The following is a 21,049-nucleotide window of genomic DNA, read 5'->3' as shown; positions in this document are numbered from 1 at the left end:
CCATGCTAATAACCGATGCCGCAGTAAACCGAAAAAGCACAATCTTCGTGCTGATGCTCCTTGTTATAATCGTGGGCGTGTATAGTTATGTATCCCTCCCCAGAGAGTCGGACCCGGATATCACGATACCCTATGTTCTCGTTGTGACACCCTATGAGGGGGTTGCGCCGGAGGATATTGAAAGCCTTATAACCCTTCCCATCGAAAGGAAGCTTAAGGGGATAAAGAACGTTAAGGAGATCCGCTCCACAAGTGCAGAGGGGAGCTCCATGATAACCATAGAGTTTACCCCGGACACAAATATCGACAACGCCATGCAGTGGGTTCGTGATAAGGTCGATCAGGCGAAGGGTGATCTTCCGTCAGACCTTGAGCAGGATCCTCAGATTCTTGAGATAAACCTTTCCGAATTTCCCATCATGAATGTGGCTGTGCACGGAAGTGTGTCCGAGCCGGTTTTGAAAAAGATAGCGGAGGATCTAAAGGACGAGGTAGAGGGTATTCCGGGAGTTCTTGAGGTTATCCTCTCCGGCGGGCGGGAGCGTGAGATACGTGTTCTTTTCGATCATGAGCGTCTGGCCGCATACAACCTCTCCTTTGTGGAGATACTGCAGGCGATCCAGCGGGAGAATGTGAACATACCAGGCGGCACAATGGATATAGGAAGCGGGAAATACCTTCTCAGAATCCCCGGCGAGTTCAGCGATCCATCTGTAATAGATAACCTTGTTCTCGTCTCCAGAAACGGAAGACCTATTTACCTCAAGGATGTCGCCCAGGTTGTGGACACGTATGAAGACAGGGAGAGCCTTGCAAGGCTTAATGCCAAGAAAGCAATATCCCTGGCCATTAAGAAACGAACCGGCGAAAACATCATAGAGGTCTCCGACAGGGTCCGGCTGCTCATAAAGGAGGCGGAGAAGAGGCTTCCCGATGCTGTGAGCATAACCATAAATGAGGACCAGTCCGATGAGATACGGGATATGGTTGGAGAACTCGAAAACAACATCCTCTCCGGTCTTATCCTTGTTATACTTGTCCTTTTCATGTTTCTCGGTAAACGAAACTCTCTCTTTGTCGCCCTTGCGATACCCTTCTCCATGCTCATAACCTTCGGCGTACTCTACGTCCTCGGGATGACCCTGAACATGGTTGTGCTGTTCAGTCTTATCCTAGCTCTCGGCATGCTTGTGGATAATGCCATCGTTATCGTGGAGAATATTTACCGGCATATGACCGAAGGAAAATCCAGAAACGATGCGGCAAGAACCGCCGCCACAGAGGTGGGCTGGCCAATAATTAGCTCCACAGTGACAACTCTCTGCGCATTTTTCCCAATGCTCTTCTGGCCGGATATCATGGGGGAATATATGAAATTCCTCCCTATGACGCTTATAATAACCCTCTCGGCCTCACTGTTTGTGGGTCTTGTTATAAACCCCGTTATATGCTCATCCTTCATGACGGTATCAAAAAAGGCTGTAAAGAGTGACAGAGACCCCTTGATTATAAGGCTATATGAAAAAACCCTAGTTCGTGCACTGCGCATGCGCTGGCTGGCCTTTCTTAGCGCTGTCGGCTTTCTCGTATTTGTAGCCATGCTCTATGGGAAGCTCGGTCACGGTGTGGAACTTTTCCCCGATGTGGAGCCCGAAAGGGCTTATGTAGAGATCAAGGCTCCGGAAGGGACAAACATAGAGAGAAGCCGTTCCCTTGCGCTTCGTGTGGAATCGGTGATTCTGAACGAGCCCGATGTACTCTTCGCTGTAACAGAGGTAGGCGTATCCCCCAGCGGCGAAGCTGGAGCGAATACCTTGTCAAACTACTCTAAGGTGAGCATAAGGTTCAAGGAGAAGGACGATAGGCTGGAGAGCAGTTTTGTTGTGCTGGACAGGATGCGTGAACACCTGTCCCACTTCCCCGGTGCAGAGCTGAAGATTGAGAAGGAAGAGGGTGGGCCACCCACTGGTGCGCCGGTGAGCGTAGAGATAAGCGGTGAAAACGTTGAGGTGCTCTCAGTTATAACTGATAAGGCCAAGAATATGATAAAGGATATTCCGGGGCTTGTGGACCTTAAGGACAATCTTGTTAAGTCAAAACCGGAGATAAGTGTCTCCGTTGATAGGGAGAAAGCTACCCTGCTCGGTCTCTCAACCTCTGATATATCAAACACCGTAAAAGCGGCAATGGGGGGCTACAAGCTCGGCGTGTACCGTGAGGGGGAGGATGAATACGATATAACCGCCCGCATGCCTGAAGACAGGAGGATGAGCATGAGCGATATAAGCAGTCTGCTTATACCCTCCTCCCTCGGCAAACCTGTTCCGCTTTCCACGGTTGCGGACGTTAAAATGGGCTCAGGGTTCGGCTCCATCCGAAGGATTGATTCGAAAAGGGTTGTCACAATAACCGCCAATGTAACGGGCAGAAACAGCAACGAGGTGCTCAAAGATGTTATGCAGAAACTCAGCAATCTGGAGACACCCGCTGGATACAATATCGACTACTCAGGCGAGCAGGAAGAGCAGAAAAAGGCCTCCGCATTCCTTTCCAAGGCCTTCCTTATAGCACTTTTCCTCATCGCTCTTGTGCTTATAACCCAGTTTAACTCTATCCTGCAGGCCGGGATAGTGCTTACATCCGTCATACTCTCCCTCTCCGGTGTGTTCCTCGGGCTTATCATCATGGCGATGCCCTTCGGAATCATTATGACAGGTGTCGGCGTGGTATCCCTTGCCGGCGTTGTTGTAAATAACGCCATCGTGCTCATCGATTATACAAACCAGCTCAGGCAGTCAGGTATGGAGCTTATCGATGCTGTGATTACAGCTGGACGTGTAAGGTTCCGTCCGGTCATGCTTACTGCAGTAACAACTATACTGGGCCTACTGCCGATGGCGGCGGGAATAAGCTTCAATTTTAGGGATCTCAGCTGGGAAATCGGCGCTGAATCCGCACAGTGGTGGGGCTCTATGGCCGTTGCTATCATATATGGACTAGCCGTTGCCACAATGCTTACACTGATAGTGGTTCCGGTTCTCTACAGCTGGGCTGCTACCGGTCTGTTTAAAAAGGTCGCTAAAAATGGCAAATCGGGTTCAGATAACAATAACCTTCCAGTTGATATGGAATAACCAGAGATTCAGCTAGAGCTTGGAGTAATCAGCGCATCCCGTTTTGCTGACAGTCAGGGCATATTCCGAAGAACACAACGCTCCTGTTGTCTATACTGAAGCCGTGTTCTTTAGAGAGCCTTTTGCCCAGGCTGTCCATTTCATCATCGGAAAACTCAACACGTTTTCCGCACTCGCTGCATACCAGGTAACCCTTGCGGATACCTTCGATATCTGCCTCATAGCGTACAGAACCATCGCCTAGATGTAGCTCTCGGGCGATCCCGGCGTTTACAAAGAGACGAAGGGTGCGGTATACGGTGGCGTGCCCTATGGTTTCGTCACGTTTCTTAAGAAGTTCATAAAGCTCTTCGGCTGTAAGCTGTCCTTCCGTATCAAGAAAGTGTTTCAGAATGAAGTCCCTTTGGCTGGTAAGCCTCAGTTTCCTGTCAGAGAGAAAGTCAATAAGCCTCTTTTTGGCTAATGTCTGCATTCTCTTTTTCATAATCACTGCTCGCTTTTTTTTGTGTATTTGAGTTTTGAGCACATGCGCACATCATTGTGCCCTTTATTTATCCGAATTTACCATTATAAGATGCTTTCGGCAATATATTTCGAAAATACGACAGATTGAATCTGAAAGATTATTCAGCATGGCTTGAAAACTTTGGATTGACAAACTTAGTTGGGGAAATAGAATACATAATAAGGAAGACAGATATAATCCGATGGCTAAGATGTTTAGCTATACGGTAGTATATTCATTCAGGTGTAGGAAATGGGCAGATTGTTTAATCCAGAATGCGAAGAGAATGTCCTCTCCCAAACAGGCAGAGGTGAAGAATGCGAATTCAGAGGCTTTTGCGAAGACTGCGACCGTAAAACAGCCAGAAGACTGCTCGATATAGGGTTTGTACGCGGCAAACGAATTGAGATAATCGATTCCACGTCAAACGGCGATGTGACTGTTAGCATAGATGGAAACAGGCTCTGCATTTGTAGCGACCTTTCTGAGAAGATGCGCATTGCACCATGCGGTAAAAGAAAGAAAAGAAGAATGGGACTCGGTAGAAGATGCAACCATGAAAACCGCTGTGCCCTGAAAGTCTCCAATGAAGAGGATAAAAACTGATATGATTGAATACATAGACCTCGCCCTAACACTACTTATCGTTGGTGCTGCCTCATGGTACCTCTACTCTAGATACTTCAAAAAATCTGAGAATGAGTGCACCTCCTGCGCCTCATGCCCCTCCTCCGGCTCCTGCAAACTGGAAAATACCATCGAAAGAATCGAAGAAACGCCATTAGTAAAGAAATAACAGCAAAGTAAGTTTTTTATAATTTTCTTGAACAGACATTAAGAGTGCTTTTTCAGAAGCAAGCACCACTTGAAAACCCATTTCTACCTATCTGAATTATTTCACATTCATGGAAAAGTCCATTTATAATATTAATACTAAGGGGAAATTTTTTGGGAAAACTTTCCCCTTAGAATCCCCTTAAAAACCCATTTTGATAATTATTATAATGATTGATGTGTAGTACACTTTCATCCATGAAAGCTTATGCTAATCATACGTTTGAGCTTGAAGCGGATAAAGCCAACATGGATGTTGGCTCTGGAGGCGAAGCTGAATTGGGCTCTGCTCAATTCACGCAGCCGGAAGTACGAGAGGGCAGGGTTACCCTGCCCGAACAACGATGGAATTTCCATGGATGGTAAATTCCATATATAATATTAATACTAAGGGGAAATTTTTAGGGAAAACTTTCCCCTTAAGATCCCCTTAAAAACCCATTTTGATAATTATTATAATGATTGATGTGTAGTTCGCTTTCATACATGAAGGCTTTGCCAAGCGGAGCGGCAGGGAAATTCTCAGGATGATGAATTTCCCTGATTATATGGATGGAAAATTCCATACATTAAATGTGATGAATAAAAAGGCTCCTGTAAAGGGAGCCTTTGAGTAATTCGCCTGATAGCATCAAGTAGCAGTTGCGCAGTGAAAAACCTTACTCAGCCTGTTTTCTGCTCAAGCAGTGTGTTTTCACCGGGGTAGATCCCTTTTCTGCGCAGGAACGAGCGGAAGGCAACAACGGCCATATCCTTATACTTTGCTTCGCCGCTGGTGAGTCTTATGTTGCCGTCATCGGTAATAGTAAACTCGGCAACCCTTTCACCGCCGGAATCAGTGACATCCCCCCTGCCTTGGGAGATGCACACTGTCCAGCCTGCGAAGGAAAGTGGGCCTGTTTCCACCTTCGCGAAATCTATCATCTCGTCTGCTACTTGAAAGTTCCCAAAGGGAGCAATTCTCTCCCGTATATTTCATTCAGTATCTGAGCAGCACCTGCATAGATAGCGGACGCACCGCAGATAACTCCCTCATAACCAGCAATAACCTTTATGGTGGGGCTTTCAAACATATCGCCGATTGCGAGAAGGAAGAAGAGGATTGTAAGAAGAAAGAAGACAACAACAGTTGCCATGTTTGTCTTAAAGGTTCCTATGAAGAGGATGAGAGTGAAGAATCCCCAGAAGAAGAGATACGCCGCCACAGCATTCGTCTCCGGTGCATCTGCAAAGCCGAACTTGGGAAGCACAATCATAGCCACAAGGCTTATCCAGAAAAGGCCGTATGATGTGAAAGCAACGGTGCCGAAGGTGTTCTTCTTCTTCCACTCCATAAGACCAGCGATAATCTGTGCCACACCGCCGTAAAAGATACCCATGGAAAGTATCATACTGCCTATACCAAAAAGACCGATATTGTGCAGGTTAAGCAGAATAGTTGTGAGACCGAAACCCATAAGACCCAGAGGAGCGGGGTTTGCAGTTGTGTCTTTGATTATCGTCTCCGCAACGGATGCCGCCTCGGAAACCGTCATTGAAACCTGCGGAGCTTCCGCTGCCGCTTCTGTTACGTTAGATTGTTTTGCCATGATGAACCTCCATTATATTTCTAGCCCTATCCAGCCTTTAAATTTAATATGAAGTAAAAATAAATATGTTTCGGATATGGTTGTATAAAGTATAAAAAAAGACAGTGCAAGAACAAAATAACGTGTTAAAATGAGTTTTGAGCGAATGCGGATATATATACTCAGAGTTTCCTATATATTGATGTACTCTATGTTACTTTCAGTTAAGAGTATAAATGTTCACTATTAACTTTTACTAATGTAAGTGAACAAATTTTATCTGATATGAAAAATATTCATATTTTATGAAAGCTAAACAGGCGATTATCGAAGGAAGCCCATGTTTCCAACCAGCGTTATTTTATAAAAAGTAAAATTATTCCATAAATGGCAAACGGCGGGGTTTCGCAGTGTCGGTATGTAAAATATATAAGAACGTTCTAAAACGGAGAATGATTAGACCTTGTTGTTGATGCGGTAAATTTCAGCCAGAAGCTCCGCCACGACACGGTAGAGGTTTTCGGGGATCTCTTCATAGATGTCAAGGGTTGACAAAACCTCAACAAGGTCCCGATCCTCTTTTATGTCGATATTATGTTCTTTTGCCCGTTCTATTATCTTATCGGCAATAATACCGGAGCCCTTGGCGAGGAGCCTCGGTGCCCTGTCGCTATCCTGGTCATAGCCTAATGCGGCGGCTTTTTTACGGTCAAAGAGCCCCTTTTTTTTCTTCAAGAGCTGCCTCCAGAGATGCTCTGTATCCTTTCCTCAGTGTACCATGTATGTCTGTTTTGAGGTGTGCAAAGGAGAGTGCGCCCCCTGAGTGAACAGTGTAAATATTGTTCAGAAGCATGGCAGTTTTAAAGGAGTTCTCCATATCTTTGTCGGCTGAGGGGAGGAGTCTTGAGGGGCGGCAGATATGTTCATCCCTGTTCATGTCGGTAAAGTGCAGGCAGAAAAAAGATCCGAAGCCTGTTACGCATCCCTTGGCGGGGCTGTTGTCCAGCTCCTCCTGCATAATCTCCCGCACGATATCACCCGAGGCATTGAGCATATCGTAGTCCTTGTCTCTCAGTTCTTTGAGCGTGGCAACTCCACCGATCATGCTGAGCGGGGATGCGGAATAGGTTCCACCCCCGACGATTAGACCCTTTTCGGTTATCGACTGCATAATCTCCTTTCTGCCCCCGTAGAGGCCAATGTTAAGCCCTCCGGCGATGATCTTGCCCATGGTAAATAGATCGGGTCGAACGCCGAGCACCGGCCAGAAACTGCCGTAGCGGAACCGGAATCCGGTGATTACTTCGTCGAAGATAAGGAGCGTTCCGGTGCGGTTACACCATTCCCTTATCATATTTACATACTCACGATCGGCAACAATGCCTCCGCCGGCTCCCAGCATCGGCTCCATAATGACAGCGGCAGCTTTGTCCTTAACCGACTCAAGAAGCCCGGATGTTATCTCCATATTATTATAGGGGAGTGAAAGGCTCAGCTCGCCGCCACCTCTTTTGAAAGGGGGCTTAACATCGTAGGAGAGTTCACTGTTTCCGCCGTGCCATCCCCCTTCGATCTTCAGGATGAGCTCCCTGCCTGTATAAGCCTTAGCCACTCGGCAGGCATACATGGTGGCCTCTGTGCCCGAGGCGGTGAAGCGCATCATCTCAAGCTCTGGGACCGCACTCTTGAGTAGTTCGGCGAATTCGATCTGGTAGCGGTTCAGCAGGCCGTGGTGTACACCTGCTGATTCAGCTTCGGTGAGAGCATCCTTCAGGTGGGGTGAGGCATGGCCAAGGATATTGGCGAAGTGCCCCATCCACATATCAGTTATCCTGTTGCCGTCTATATCATAGATGTATGCTCCATCCGCCCTGTCTGTAACAAAGGGGTACGGGGGATAGCTTCGGATATCGTGGCAGATCCCTCCGGGGAAAAGCTCTTTGCTTCTTTCAAACTCTTTGGCTGATTTTGGAAATTTCTTTCTATACTCTGCTTCTAGTCCCATCGATCATTTCCTTCATGTACTTGGCGTTGAAGGCTCCCCTCCCTTTTTTGATATTACAGAAGGAGACAAAAACCTCTCTGGTGACAGAGGCTATGTTCTCAACACTCATAAGGATATTCTCAAGTTCATGTTTTTTATAGCTGTAATTCAGATCGATGCTTCGTGGTTCTTTCCAGTCAGGGTTTCTTCCGTGGAGACGGAAGTATGAATATCCGTTGGTACCAACGACCTTCATAGGGGGGAACTTGGGGTTATTGGGCATATCGGTTACGACAACACCGATCCTTTCGTCACGGAACTCCTCGGTGTACTTCTCCTTATGCCATGTTCTGTGGGGGAACTCGCAGAATAGGGGGAGATCTCCGAAGTGGTCCCTAAGCATCTTGATCTTATCGAAGTTCTGTCTGGATGCCTCGAAGTTATAGTGGTAGTCCGCAAGCCACCCTTTGATAAGTCCGGCCTCAAGAAGGGGGGCGAAGCCCTCCATAAATTTCTCCTGTTCGCCGAAATGCCCCTTGAGGAAATCCTTGTAAAGCCTAACGGCAAAGGACACCCTCCCTGCGGCATTCTGGGCAATGTGTTCCACGGTCTCCCTCTCCGGTACTGCATAAAAGGGGAACGTCAGCTCCACAAAGTTAAGTCCGAACTCGCCGGAGTAGTAATTAAGATACTCTTCATTCTGCATAGAGCCGGGGTATACCGCTCCATGCCAGTCGTCATGCTTATATCCACTTGTACCGATATATACAGGCGTATCGTTTATTTCCAATGTATTTCTCCTCACGTTTCACCAGAAGGTATGACTTTTTATATGCTAAAGCAAGAAAAATATCAGAAAAATATTGACTTATAACGTTGGTTTTGGTAAATAGTTTGGCTCCCAGTAGCTGGGCAGAGTGTGGTACGAGGTCATTTAAAATGGCAGAAAATGAATCATGCTCAGTTTGTTGGCTCGTTCTGGGAAAAAGTATTGAACTATTCATGCGCTCATAGCTCAACAGGATAGAGCAACGGACTTCTAATCCGTAGGTTGGGGGTTCAAGTCCTCCTGAGCGCGTTAGATGAGAAGTTATTTGTGGTGGGTGTAGCTCAGTTGGTAGAGTACTGGATTGTGGTTCCAGTTGTCGCGGGTTCGAGCCCCGTCACTCACCCTTTTATAATTTGCCTGCGAGTGTGGCGGAATTGGTAGACGCGCTTGACTTAGGATCAAGTGCCCATGGCGTGGGGGTTCAAGTCCCTCCACTCGCACTCTCAGGTATTAGAAAGTCCAGTTAATAAATCTATTAAGCGGGTGTAGCTCAGCTGGTAGAGCGCGACCTTGCCAAGGTTGAGGTCGCCGGTTCGAGTCCGGTCACCCGCTTTTATCTATTTTATCAAGGAGAGTTTATAATGAATGTAGAGGTGAGAGACGCCGAGAAATCCAGGAAAGAGCTTTCAGTGGAAATCCCCGTGGAAAAATTCGATGAAGTATTTGAGGCAGAGTACAAGAAAACTGCCGCTGATGTAGAACTACCCGGCTTCCGCAAGGGCAAAGCACCCCGTGAGGAAGTTCTCAAAAAGCACGGTCACTCCATTAGAGTTAAAGCTCTTGAGCAGGTAATCAACTCCAGCGTCTTTGAAGCTATCCAGAGTGAAGGCATCCAGCCTCTCAGCTCTCCCGACGTACAGGATGTTCAGTTCGAAGAGAACGAGCCCATCAGTTTCAAGGCTTATGTTGATGTATTCCCCGCTTTCGATGTTGAGAAATACTCCGGCTACGACTTCACAAAAGAGCAGGTAACTGTAAACGAAGGGGATGTCGACAAGGTGCTTGATAATCTCAAGCAGCAGCAGGTTTCCTACGAGCCCGTTACCGACAGACCCGTTGAAGACGGCGACAAGGTCGTTATCGACTTCGTTGGCAAGAAGGACGGCGTTCCCTTCGATAACGGAGCCGCTGAAAACTACAGCCTCGATATCGGTACAAAAACCTTCATCGAAGGCTTCGAAGAGCAGCTTGTGGGCATGAATGCAGGCGAAGAAAAGGTTATCGAGGTAACATTCCCCGAGCAGTACCATGAAGAAAGCCTCGCCGGACAGCCTGTTACCTTCGACGTAACAGTTAAGGAGATCAAAGGGAAGAAGCTCCCCGAGCTTGATGACGACTTCGCAAAGGATGTGGACGAGAGATTCGAAACCCTCCAGCAGCTCAAGGATGCCATCCGTGAAGAGCTTGAGGAAAACGCCAAGCGTCAGGCAAACGACAAACTCCTCAACGATATGATCGAGAAGATCATAGAGGACAACCAGTTTGACGTCCCCGAAACTCTCATTAAGGACCAGGCCGAGAAGCTTGCTCAGCAGTCCCTCCAGCAGTTTATGCAGTACGGCATGGACCCCGCTCAGATGGGTATCGATGTTTCCAAAATTGCAGAGTCCCACTACCCCACAGCTGAGAAGCAGGTTAAGGGTGCTCTTATCATAAACAACATCACAGAGAAGAACAGTCTTCAGATATCTGAGGAAGAGCTTGAAAAGGCTGTTGCAGATTATGCTGACAAGGCTGGAATGAGTGTTGAGGACTACAGGGCAGAGCTTGAGAAGGCAAACCAGATTCAAGCACTGCGCAACACGCTCAACACCGACAAGGTAACAGAATACCTTGAGGAAAATAACACTATCGAAGAGGTTTTCATGACAAGCGAAGAATATGAAGCTAAAATGAAAGCCGAAGCTGAGGCTCGTCAGGCGGAAGCCGAAGCTGCACAGCAAAAAGAAGAAGAGTAATAAAGGGGATATACCCCGGGGAGGCTCAGATGGACTCCGCAGCTTATGTACCGTTTGTTATAGAACAGACCGGAAGGGGCGAACGCTCCTACGATATATATTCGCGTCTGCTGAAGGACAGGATCATCTTCCTCGGCACACCCATCGATGACAACGTTGCAAACCTTGTTATCGCACAGCTACTGTTCCTGGAATCGGAGGATCCCGATAAGGATATCTTCCTCTACCTGAACAGCCCCGGCGGTGTTATAACAAGCGGGCTTGCCATTATGGATACGATGAACTACATCAAGCCCCCCGTTTCCACTATTTGTCTCGGACAGGCAGCCAGCATGGGCGCTGTGCTACTTGCCTGCGGCGAAAAAGGGAAAAGGTTTGCTGTACCCAACGCCAGGATTATGATCCACCAGCCCCTCGGCGGCTTTCAGGGACAGGCAACGGATATCGAAATCCACGCAAAAGAAACGCTCAGATTAAAGAAACTTCTTAATGAGATCATCGCTGATAAAACAGGCAAAACCCTCGAGAAGATCGAGAAAGATTCCGACAGAGACTTCTTCATGGGAAGCAATGAGGCTAAAGAATACGGCCTCATAGACGATGTTATCACCAATAGAGGTTGAATTTTATCCTCTTACAGGTATCTTAATTAAGACCTGTTCGGGCGCTTCTCAATTTTTCGATATTCACCCGAATCAGTAAGGGAGAACTAAATGAAGAAAAGTAAAGAATCCCTGCACTGCTCCTTCTGCGGTAAGAACCAGGAGGAAGTAAAGAAGCTGATTGCCGGCCCCGATGTCTATATATGCAACGAATGCATAGAGCTCTGCAATGAGATACTCCGTGAGGATACCATTGAAGAGAGCGAAGACACAGCCCTCAATCTGCTTACACCGCAGGAAATTAACGTAAGGCTTGATGATTATGTCATCGGGCAGACTATGGCCAAAAAGGTGCTCAGCGTTGCTGTGCATAACCACTATAAAAGAGTAATAAACAGCAAAAAGGCGGATGTGGAGCTTGAGAAGAGCAATATCCTTCTCCTTGGCCCCACTGGTACGGGTAAGACACTCCTTGCGAGAACACTTGCAAAGATACTGAACGTACCCTTCGCCATCGCCGATGCCACCACTCTCACCGAAGCAGGATACGTTGGTGAGGATGTGGAGAATGTCGTTCTCAAGCTTCTGCAGAATGCAGACTACGATGTGGAAAGAGCCCAGAAGGGAATCATTTTCATCGATGAGATAGACAAGATCTCCAAGAAGGGGGACAGCCCCTCCATAACAAGGGATGTCAGCGGAGAGGGTGTTCAGCAGGCCCTTCTTAAGATAATCGAAGGTACTGTGGCAAATATTCCACCACAGGGTGGAAGAAAGCACCCTAACCAGGAGTATATCCAGGTAGATACCTCCGGCATACTCTTCATATGCGGCGGAGCCTTCGACGGCCTCGAAGAGGTTGTTAAAAGAAGGATCGGCGAGAAAACCCTCGGTTTCAGTTCCAAGATCGATGAAACCAAGGAGTTCACAAGATACGAAATCCTCAGGCAGGTTCGCCCCGAGGACCTCAATAAATACGGCCTTATCCCCGAATTCATAGGCAGGCTTCCCGTTTACGCCGCCCTTGAAGAATTGGATGAGGAAGCACTTGTACGTATCCTCACAGAACCCAGGAACTCCCTTATCAGACAGTATAAGGAGATGTTCAGCTTCGATGATATTAAGCTCGAGTACACCAACAGCGCACTGACAGCAGTTGCAAAGCTTGCGATAAAACGCAAGACAGGTGCAAGAGGTCTGCGCTCCATACTCGAAGAGGCTATGATGGACGTTATGTACGATGTGCCTTCTAGAGACGATGTTAAGGAATGCGTCATTAATGAAGACGTTATAACATCTATGGCTGAACCGATTCTAATCTATGAAAACGATAAGAAGGAGACGGCTTAAGGCCGTCTCTTTTTTTCACTAAATCTTCCAAGAGGTGAAGAATGAGCCTCAAGGAACAATATTCAATGATCCCGCTTCGGGATCTTGTCGTGTTCCCATACATGATTGCTCCTGTCTATGTTGGCAGGAAGAAATCCGTTGAGGCGATCGAGGTCGCTGAAAACACGGATAAGCTGGTATTCCTTACACTCCAAAAAGAAACAGAGATGAACGAACCGGGCTGGGACGATCTCCATAAGCTCGGTACGGTTGTGCGCATATTGCAGGTTCTCAAACTCCCAGATGGTTCTGTGAAGCTACTTGTGGAAGGTGTCCGCAAGGCTAAGATGAGCAGGATATACGAGGAGCCGAACTGCCTGTATGTCGATGTTGAACCCGTTGAAGAACAGGATGTTGTAGACAGCAACAGCGAAGCACTTATCAAGTCGCTCCTTGGTGCATTTGACGAATACGTTAATGTCTCCGGCCGTGTGGAGCCCTCCATAGTTTCTTCCATCATGGAGATAGATGAGCCGGTAAAGCTCTCATATATGATTGCCAGCAATCTCAAGGTGAAGAATGCTCAGTTGCAGGAAATACTGGCAATAACAAGTATCAATGAGCGCATTGAGGCGATCATTGAACTGATACACACAGAGCTTGAGCTCATCCGCATCGACGAAAGGGTTAAGGAGAAGGTTAAGAGCCAGATGTCCAAGGCCCAGCGGGAGTATTACCTCGGCGAACAGCTTAAGGCGATCAACAAAGAGCTTGGCCGTGGGGATGACTTTCAAGCGGATACCGATGAACTCGCCGAAAAAATTGAGAAAGCTAACCTCCCTGAGGATGTGAAGGAGAAGGCGGAGCACGAGCTCAAGAAGCTTAAGCTTATGCCCCCCATGAGCAGTGAAACCACCGTTGTCCGCAACTATCTGGACTGGATAACAAGCCTACCCTGGGGGGAGACAACTGAGGATAACCTTGATATATCTCGTGCAGAGGAGATCCTAAACAGGGATCACTACAGCCTTGAAAAACCGAAGGACAGGATTCTTGAATACCTTGCAGTTCAGATCCTCTCAAAGAGACTTAAAGGTCCCATCATATGCTTCACAGGACCTCCCGGCGTTGGTAAAACATCATTGGCAAGATCCATTGCGGAGAGTATGGGTCGTAAGTTCGTTCGTATGAGCCTTGGCGGGATGCGTGATGAGGCCGAGATACGAGGTCACCGAAGAACGTATATCGGCGCCATGCCTGGCAAGATGATTCAGAATATAAAGAAGGCTGGCAGCATGAATCCTGTCTTCCTGCTGGATGAGATAGATAAGATCGGTGCAGACTATAGAGGTGATCCATCCTCCGCACTGCTAGAGGCATTGGACCCTGAACAGAACTCCTCCTTCATGGACCACTACCTTGAAGTTGAGTTTGACCTCTCGAAAATATTCTTTTTGACCACAGCAAACACCACAGACACGATCCCCAAAGCACTGCTGGACAGAATGGAGATCATCCGTGTTCCCGGTTATACGGAGAAAGAGAAGTTCCGCATCGCAAAGGAGTTCCTACTCCCGAAACAGCTTGAGGAGCACAGTGTAAAGCCGGAACAGCTCCATATAACCGATGCCGCCATCACCGATATAATACGCTACTACACAAGGGAAGCTGGTGTAAGAGGGCTTGAGCGTGAGATAGCCTCCATCGTCCGTAAGGCGGCAAGGCGTATCGTCCAGAAGAACGTTAAGAAGGTTCGTGTGAACGGTAAGACCGTTGAAAAGATGCTGGGTAATCACCGTTACCGCTTTGACGAGCTTAAGGAAGATGAGGGTACAGGTGTAGCTACAGGGCTTGCATGGACCCCCTACGGCGGTGATATCCTACAGACAGAGGTGACAGCCTATCAGGGTAAGGGTAATCTCCAGATAACAGGAAATATCGGCGATGTAATGAATGAGTCCGCTAAAACTGCTCTATCTGTGATAAAGAACCGAGCGGACAGGTTCGGAATACCAGCGTATAAATTTACTGATTTCGATATCCATCTCCACGTACCCGAAGGTGCTGTGCCAAAGGACGGTCCCTCAGCGGGGATCACTATGACAACGGCACTACTTTCTGCGCTTGGGGAGATACCAGTTAACTGCCGTATAGCTATGACTGGCGAGATCAACCTGCGAGGGAAGGTGCTCCCGGTGGGCGGGATCAAAGAAAAGGTCTTAGCCGCTCACAGAGCGGGTCTCAGGGAGGTTATACTCCCCGGTGACAACAGAAAGGACTTGACAGAAATCCCCTCAGACGTTAAAAGTACTACCCGGTTCCATTTCGTTGAAGATATCGACGAGGTGCTGGAGACCGTATTAATCAAATAAAAAGGATGTGATTACATTGGCTACAAACGCAGTTGTTAGAGTTGAAGGCGATAACGTAGATTTCGCTCTCAAACTCCTCAAGAAGAAGGTAGAGCGTGAGGGTCTCATCAGAGAGATCAAGAAGCACACCTTCTATGAGAAGCCCACAGAGGTTCGCCGTAAAAAACTCCTCAAGGCTAGGCGTAAGCAGCAGAAGCTTCAGCGTAAGCTTCAGGAAAAGTACAAGTACTATTAAAAAGCACTTGTTCTAAAAAGTATATAAAGGCTCCCTCAGGGGAGCCTTTTTGCGTTATTAATTAATATTTCAAATTTGGCTTGGGCTGATTTAATTTATGGAATTTACCATCCATGGAAATTCCATTGTTGTTCGGGCAAGGAAACCTTGCCCTCTCGTACTTCCGGCTACGTGAATTGAGCAGAGCCCAATTCAACTACGCCTTCAGGGCTTCCATCCTTGGAAGCCTTTTATATATATCAACCTTTAAAAAATCTTAAAATGGGTTTTTAAGGGGATCCTAAGGGGAAAGTTTTCCCTAAAAATTTCCCCTTAGTCTTAATTATATCTATAGAATATACTCTCAGCTTGATTTCTTATTCAAACATTACAGATATATCACATATGTATATCGACAATCTCATACTCTGAGGTTATATTTCTCATATGTTTAAATTCATCTTCCGCACTCTAGCGATTTTCATATTGCTGATCATCATTGGTCTCATCGTAGATTCATTTCGTGATGAGCCCGTAATCGGCAAGAGTCTCAGCAAGCTCCTTGTGCCGTTTAGGGAGCCTGAGGTAGTGCAGCGGGATGTACAGGATAATGCCACCCCGCGCCCGGCTCCTGACCCTAGGGATCTGAACCGTCAGGAGGAACAGCTTTTTGATGCCATTAAAGGTGGGCGTGTAGGTGAATCCAGACAGCTTATTTCCGGAACTGAAACACCTGAGATAAAAGATGAAACGGGGCGTACACCTCTTATGCTTTCGGCAATGTACGGTGAGGAGAAGGTTGTGCGTGAACTTATCGCCAGCGGGGCTAAGATCAACAGCCGTGATGATTCGGGCAACATGCCTCTTACCTACGCAATCAAGAGCGGCAATAATGCGATAACCGAGCTCCTGCTCACCCACGGAGCCGATGTTAATGCACAAAATGATGAAGGACTCACCCCCTCCCACACAGCTGCCAAGCGAAACCGAGAACAGGTTATCAACATGCTCCTTGAGCGTGGTGCAAACGTAAATATAGCCGACAGTGAAGGTAAGACGCCCCTTATGCTCGCATCGAGGTATGGCTACTTTGATACAGCCGCCACACTGATAAAGGCAGGGGCTGATGTCAACGCTACCGACACCGAAGGCACAACGCCTCTGATGTTTGCCTCCGAACATGGTAATCGTGATGTTGTTATGGCGTTGTTAGCGTCGGGTGCTGACCCTATGAGAGCGGATAATTTCGGGAACACTGCATACAACTACTCTAAGATGTACGGGCATGACAAGGTGACGAGGCTTCTCGTCAAGCAAATGAATTAAAACCGGCAGATTAACTAGACCTGAATGAAGGAGGCAAGCCCTCTATAGGTTTGAAAGACCGCAATAAAGCCCAGGACAAGCTTCATCCATATGCCGAGGAAACGCCCCGCAAAGGTCGCAAGTCCCCTTCGGGCGGCCTCTCTCGTGTCGGAATACTTCAGATATTCGTAGATCCATGTACCGGCAAAGGCCCCCGCAAAGGTTCCAAGCACAGCCCCGAAACCGAGCAGCAGGGACGCACCCATTATGCCGCCGATAATTGAGCCTATGATAGAGGCGATGAAGCTGGCATTGGATACCCCATAGCGTTTTCCGATATAGTACGAAGCCAGAAACTCGATAAGCTCCCCCATCGCCACAGTAAAGCCGATCCACATAACCGTCTCCCATGCGATCCTGTCTCCGAAGGCCCAGAAAACAGGGATAAGCAGAGCGGCAATATTTCCCGGCAGACCAAAGAGGTTCACTAGGACAAAGCTCAGCATTATCAGTAACGAGATCGCCATGAAGAATTCAGGCACACCTTCCATCATATCTTAATACCCTTAACAACCGTTTCTCTTGGGAGCCAGCACGCCTTAACTCCGAAGTTTTCAGTGCAGAATGCGGTGTACTTCTCAAGGAGTTCGTAGTCATTATTGTCGTTGCTGACATGGGCGAAGACCACCGACGAGAGCCCGTTGCCGGAAAGCTCACCGGTGATGCGAACTGCATCCTTATTTGACAGATGCCCCTTATTGGAGAATATGCGTCTTTTGAGATATTCGGGGTATGACCCTTCGCTGAGCATGTTGTCCTCGTAGTTCGATTCGAGCACAACAAGATCCGTTTTGTGCAGATTCTCCATGATATAGTTGCCGGCGTAGCCTAGATCTGTAAGAAATGCTGCGCTTCTCTCGCCGAAGTCGAAGCGGTAGGCCACTGGCTCACTGCTGTCATGGGTAATCCGGAAGGGCTTCACGGCGAAGTTATCGAGTTCATAGTTGAAGTCCGCATCCACAATGAAGTATGAGGATACGTCAAACCCCTTGCGCTCAAGCTCCTCCGCTGTTCCCTCGCTGGTGTATATATCGGGCGAGTAGCGGTTTATAAAGGGCTTAAGCCCTTTGACATGATCCGTATGTTCATGGGTTATGAAGAGGGATATATGCTTGTCGTAGAATGCATCTTCACCGCATGCCCGCACAGCCTTAACAGGTACCCCCACATCCACAAAAATGATCTGATCGCCGTGTTCTATGTAGTAGCAGTTCCCCGAACTTCCGGAGGCGACAACGTTGAGAGTGGGGGTCATAGGATTCCCTCGTACCTACGGAGAAAGCCTGCCGACTCAAGAAGGACAGCACCGAAGGCCATAACAAGGGCTACCTCGGGATGCTCTCCTGCGAAAATAATATAGAGCCATATGGCCGCAGCAGGGAGCCTGTATAGAAGACCGGATTTATAGCTCCAGCTCTCCTGTTTAGGGTAGGAGACCCTGTAAAGAACAAGCATAAGCAGAGCGAGAAGAACGAGGAGACCATCCCATTGCTCGCCAGTCAGGATATAAACGATAAGGAAGGGGTAGACCACGATGAAAACTGTTACCCCGAAAATATAGGTAGCCGGCTTCCAGACAACCCTCTTAAACGCATCAACAAGGGGGGAACTGCCGAAAACGGTATGCTCAACATAGCTTCTGGAGATAAGCACAAGGAGGAGCAGAAGGGCAGATGAAACCGGATCCGCACCAGCATAAAGCACCGCCAGAATCACAGCCCATACGGGTATGCGTGAAAGGAGAAAGGTAAGCATAAAGAACGGGTTTTCCGTAAGGTATCGGCTGAAAACTGCCGCCGGCATTATTCCTCCGCCATCTTCTTTAGTTTATCGAGCATAGAAAGCGCCTCAAGGGGCGTCATCCCGTTTATATCCAGATTCTTGAGCTCGTCCACCACAGGGCTGTCGTCGAATACAAGCATAGGCTGAATAACCTTGCGTTCCCTTGCGGCGGTTCTTGCGAGCTTGGGCTGTCCATCCGCCCCGAACTCGTTCTTTTCCAGCATGGTGAGAAGCTCGTTGCTTCTCTTTGTAACATAATCGGGCAGACCTGCAAGTTTCGCAACATGTATTCCGTAGCTTCTGTCCGCTGTGCCCTCTACAACCCGCCTCATGAAGATCACCTCATCCTTCCATTCCCTAACCTCTGTGGTCCAGTTCTTAGCACCGGGAACGGATGCGGGTATATCCGTAAGCTCATGATAGTGAGTGGCAAAGAGGGTTTTAGCCTTTACCTCTTTCAGGATGTATTCCGCCACGGACCATGCTATGGAGATCCCGTCGAAGGTGGAGGTTCCTCTGCCAATCTCATCGAGGATTATAAGCGATTTCTCCGTGGCGTTACCAAGGATATTGGCTGTTTCCACCATCTCCACCATGAAGGTGGACTCCCCTCCGGCGAGGTTATCGCTTGCGCCAACACGGGTGAAGATCCTATCCAGCAAGGGTATGGAGGATTCGGAGGCGGGAACGAATGAGCCTATATGCGCCATCAGCGCCACAAGGGCACTCATGCGCAGATACGTACTCTTACCCGCCATGTTGGGGCCTGTTATAACAGCCATCCGGCTGTCCGTGTCGTTAAGGAATAGGTCGTTGGGTACATAGGACTCGGGGATATTCCGCTCCACCACGGGGTGGCGCCCACCTTTGATAACCAGGTCCTCATCCTCATTCAGGACGGGGCGTGTGTAGCCGTATAGGGATGCCGATTCCGCCAGCGATATGAGAACATCCATCTCGGCGACTATCTCAGCAGATGTTCTTATCATCTCCGCATAGCCCGCCAGCGTATCACGCAGCTCAGAGAAAAGCGTATATTCAAGATCCCCGAGACGCTCCTCGGCATAAACCAGCTTACCCTCAAGCTCCTTCAGCTCAGGTATTATATATCTTTCTGCGTTAACAAGGGTCTGCTTCCGGTCGTAATAGTCCGGAACCTTGTTTATCTGGGACTTGGAGACCTCTATGTAGTAGCCGAAGACTTTGTTGAACTTGACCTTCAGGTTATGAATTCCGGTCTTTTCCTTCTCCTCTTTTTCGATGCGCATGAGGAGTTTCCGGCTGTCTTTACGTATGGTACGGTATTCATCGACATCCTTATTGTAACCCTCTTTGATGAGCCCCCCCTCTTTGAGGTTAACCGGAGGCTCCTCCACAAGGGCATGGTCTATGACGCTGTGGATACCGTCCAGCGAATCAAAGCCGGATGCGGTTTCTTCCAGGTGCGGGTTACCGGAGCTGTTCATAAGCTCCTTGAGTTGAGGGAAGACGCCAATGGAGTTCTTAAGCCATACAAGGTCCCTCGCACCGCATCTTCCGGCGAGAAGTCTGGCTGTAATACGTTCCATATCGTATACAGATGATAGAAGGTTCTGAAACTCCCACCGGATATCCGAGCGGTATAGAAAAAACTCCACCATCTCCTGCCTGCGCAGTATCTCCTGCCTTTCACGCAGGGGATTGAGCAGCCAGTTCTTAAGCAGTCTTCCACCCATGCTTGTCTTTGTGTGGTTCAGTATGGAGAATAAGGTGCTCCGTTCGCTTCCGTCGTTGCTGTTCTCCACAAGCTCAAGGGTTCTTGCCGCTATGGAGTCAATAACGAGCCTGTTCTCCGGCGCAACGGTTACGGGGCGCTTGAGCCGAACATCTATCATAAGACGCTTGAAGTAAATGAGTGAAAGGGCTAGTGCTTTGGAGAATCCCTTTTTATCAATACCAAGGGACTTTACCGAAGCCGCCTCGTAATGCTCCTGCAGACGTTTTGCGGAGCTTTCGTCGGTGAGCTTTGCATCAACAGTGCTGCATACAAAGCCCTTAATCTCAAGGTCATCCATGGAGATAACCTCTGTGGGGCTCCATCTGCCAAGGGTTTCTGCGGCATCTACGGAGTTCTCCAGATAAACCTCACCTGTGGAAATATCGATGAAGGCTGTGAAATACTCGTTCCCCTCTTTGATAACAGATGCAACGAAGTTGTTCGCCGCAGAGTTAAGGGCGGCATCATCCAGCACCGTTCCCGGCGTTACAACCTGCACAACCCCCCTTTTGACGATCCCCTTCGCCTTTGAAGGATCCTCAAGCTGTTCGCATACTGCGACGTTCTTTCCCGCTTTGAGCAGTTTAACAAGATAGGGCTGGTATGAGTGATACGGGATTCCGCACATCGGTATCCCCCCATCCTTCTGCTTATCTCTGCTGGTGAGGGCAATACCGAGGATCTTCGATGCATCTTCGGCGTCCTGGCCGAACATCTCGTAGAAATCCCCCATACGGAAAAAGAGGATGGTATCGGGGTAGTTTTTCTTTATATCGAAGAACTGCTGCATCATCGGGGTGACTTTGCTCATCACACC

At 48.2% G+C, this 21,049-nt stretch carries 19 protein-coding genes and 4 tRNA genes; 13 read left to right on the top strand and 10 right to left on the bottom strand.

Annotation, left to right across the window (positions count from 1 at the left end):
• The first annotated feature begins 2 nt into the window (after positions 1 to 2).
• On the top strand, positions 3 to 3,134 hold the full coding sequence (locus K300_RS15290) for an efflux RND transporter permease subunit (protein WP_022851495.1): 3,132 nt from the start codon (positions 3 to 5) through the stop codon (positions 3,132 to 3,134).
• A 28-nt stretch (positions 3,135 to 3,162) separates the two neighbouring features.
• Here K300_RS15290 and K300_RS0109805 read toward each other — a convergent pair whose 3' ends face one another.
• Positions 3,163 to 3,618: a Fur family transcriptional regulator gene (locus K300_RS0109805; RefSeq protein ID WP_022851494.1), complete on the bottom strand. Its 456-nt coding sequence runs from the start codon at positions 3,616 to 3,618 to the stop codon at positions 3,163 to 3,165.
• A gap of 273 nt (positions 3,619 to 3,891) precedes the next feature.
• Between K300_RS0109805 and K300_RS0109800 the strand changes: the two genes are divergently transcribed.
• On the top strand, positions 3,892 to 4,245 hold the full coding sequence (locus tag K300_RS0109800) for a FeoA family protein (protein WP_022851493.1): 354 nt from the start codon (positions 3,892 to 3,894) through the stop codon (positions 4,243 to 4,245).
• A 1-nt stretch (position 4,246) separates the two neighbouring features.
• A complete protein-coding gene (locus K300_RS0109795) occupies positions 4,247 to 4,435 on the top strand; it encodes a FeoB-associated Cys-rich membrane protein (RefSeq protein ID WP_022851492.1) in 189 nt (62 codons plus the stop codon).
• 701 nt (positions 4,436 to 5,136) lie between these two features.
• Here the strand turns inward: K300_RS0109795 and K300_RS0109790 are convergent.
• From K300_RS0109790 to K300_RS0109770, 5 genes are all read right to left on the bottom strand, one after another.
• Positions 5,137 to 5,397, bottom strand: a complete 261-nt coding sequence (locus K300_RS0109790; protein WP_022851491.1) for a hypothetical protein — start codon at positions 5,395 to 5,397, stop codon at positions 5,137 to 5,139.
• Positions 5,398 to 5,405: 8 nt separating this feature from the next.
• Positions 5,406 to 6,008, bottom strand: a complete 603-nt coding sequence (locus K300_RS0109785) for an acetate uptake transporter (RefSeq protein ID WP_026836401.1) — start codon at positions 6,006 to 6,008, stop codon at positions 5,406 to 5,408.
• A 489-nt stretch (positions 6,009 to 6,497) separates the two neighbouring features.
• Complete coding sequence (locus tag K300_RS0109780) at positions 6,498 to 6,776, bottom strand: EscU/YscU/HrcU family type III secretion system export apparatus switch protein (protein ID WP_022851489.1); 279 nt, start codon at positions 6,774 to 6,776, stop codon at positions 6,498 to 6,500.
• Entirely contained in the window at positions 6,751 to 8,046 is a 1,296-nt protein-coding gene (locus K300_RS15285) for an aspartate aminotransferase family protein (protein ID WP_022851488.1), read from the bottom strand. The genes K300_RS0109780 and K300_RS15285 overlap by 26 nt, the downstream gene beginning before the upstream one ends.
• Complete coding sequence (locus K300_RS0109770; RefSeq protein WP_022851487.1) at positions 8,024 to 8,815, bottom strand: DUF72 domain-containing protein; 792 nt, start codon at positions 8,813 to 8,815, stop codon at positions 8,024 to 8,026. Before K300_RS0109770 ends, K300_RS15285 begins: the two co-directional genes overlap by 23 nt.
• Before the next feature lie 214 nt (positions 8,816 to 9,029).
• Between K300_RS0109770 and K300_RS0109765 the strand changes: the two genes are divergently transcribed.
• From K300_RS0109765 to K300_RS16270, 10 genes are all read left to right on the top strand, one after another.
• Positions 9,030 to 9,103, top strand: a tRNA-Arg gene (locus K300_RS0109765).
• Positions 9,104 to 9,124: 21 nt separating this feature from the next.
• Positions 9,125 to 9,197 (top strand) — tRNA-His (locus K300_RS0109760).
• A gap of 16 nt (positions 9,198 to 9,213) precedes the next feature.
• Positions 9,214 to 9,294 (top strand) — tRNA-Leu (locus tag K300_RS0109755).
• A 39-nt stretch (positions 9,295 to 9,333) separates the two neighbouring features.
• Positions 9,334 to 9,406 (top strand) — tRNA-Gly (locus K300_RS0109750).
• Positions 9,407 to 9,435: 29 nt separating this feature from the next.
• Positions 9,436 to 10,812, top strand: coding sequence for a trigger factor (gene tig, locus K300_RS0109745; RefSeq protein ID WP_022851486.1), 1,377 nt, complete (start codon positions 9,436 to 9,438; stop codon positions 10,810 to 10,812).
• A gap of 29 nt (positions 10,813 to 10,841) precedes the next feature.
• On the top strand, positions 10,842 to 11,435 hold the full coding sequence (clpP, locus tag K300_RS0109740; protein WP_022851485.1) for an ATP-dependent Clp endopeptidase proteolytic subunit ClpP: 594 nt from the start codon (positions 10,842 to 10,844) through the stop codon (positions 11,433 to 11,435).
• 90 nt (positions 11,436 to 11,525) lie between these two features.
• The gene (gene clpX / locus K300_RS0109735) at positions 11,526 to 12,764 is read left to right on the top strand and encodes an ATP-dependent Clp protease ATP-binding subunit ClpX (protein ID WP_022851484.1); all 1,239 of its coding nucleotides are present in this window, start codon (positions 11,526 to 11,528) and stop codon (positions 12,762 to 12,764) included.
• 41 nt (positions 12,765 to 12,805) lie between these two features.
• Positions 12,806 to 15,115: an endopeptidase La gene (gene lon / locus K300_RS0109730; RefSeq protein ID WP_022851483.1), complete on the top strand. Its 2,310-nt coding sequence runs from the start codon at positions 12,806 to 12,808 to the stop codon at positions 15,113 to 15,115.
• A 7-nt stretch (positions 15,116 to 15,122) separates the two neighbouring features.
• Positions 15,123 to 15,350, top strand: a complete 228-nt coding sequence (gene rpsU / locus K300_RS0109725; RefSeq protein WP_238320649.1) for a 30S ribosomal protein S21 — start codon at positions 15,123 to 15,125, stop codon at positions 15,348 to 15,350.
• Positions 15,351 to 15,815: 465 nt separating this feature from the next.
• Complete coding sequence (locus K300_RS16270) at positions 15,816 to 16,655, top strand: ankyrin repeat domain-containing protein (protein ID WP_162139876.1); 840 nt, start codon at positions 15,816 to 15,818, stop codon at positions 16,653 to 16,655.
• Between the two features lie 14 nt (positions 16,656 to 16,669).
• Here the strand turns inward: K300_RS16270 and K300_RS16265 are convergent, their stop codons facing one another.
• The 4 genes from K300_RS16265 to mutS are packed head-to-tail and all read right to left on the bottom strand — an operon-like array spanning position 16,670 to position 21,043.
• Positions 16,670 to 17,188, bottom strand: a complete 519-nt coding sequence (locus tag K300_RS16265; RefSeq protein ID WP_022851480.1) for a DUF456 domain-containing protein — start codon at positions 17,186 to 17,188, stop codon at positions 16,670 to 16,672.
• Entirely contained in the window at positions 17,185 to 17,949 is a 765-nt protein-coding gene (locus K300_RS0109710; RefSeq protein ID WP_022851479.1) for an MBL fold metallo-hydrolase, read from the bottom strand. The genes K300_RS16265 and K300_RS0109710 overlap by 4 nt, the downstream gene beginning before the upstream one ends.
• The gene (locus K300_RS0109705) at positions 17,946 to 18,497 is read right to left on the bottom strand and encodes a hypothetical protein (RefSeq protein ID WP_022851478.1); all 552 of its coding nucleotides are present in this window, start codon (positions 18,495 to 18,497) and stop codon (positions 17,946 to 17,948) included. The genes K300_RS0109710 and K300_RS0109705 overlap by 4 nt, the downstream gene beginning before the upstream one ends.
• A complete protein-coding gene (gene mutS, locus K300_RS0109700) occupies positions 18,497 to 21,043 on the bottom strand; it encodes a DNA mismatch repair protein MutS (RefSeq protein ID WP_022851477.1) in 2,547 nt (848 codons plus the stop codon). Before mutS ends, K300_RS0109705 begins: the two co-directional genes overlap by 1 nt.
• Between the last annotated feature and the right edge of the window lie 6 nt (positions 21,044 to 21,049).

It is taken from the genome of Limisalsivibrio acetivorans, assembly GCF_000421105.1.
In the GTDB taxonomy this organism is placed as follows: domain Bacteria; phylum Chrysiogenota; class Deferribacteres; order Deferribacterales; family Geovibrionaceae; genus Limisalsivibrio; species Limisalsivibrio acetivorans.
Note: the sequence above shows the minus strand (reverse complement) of the source record. Positions and strands in the feature narration are given on the sequence as shown.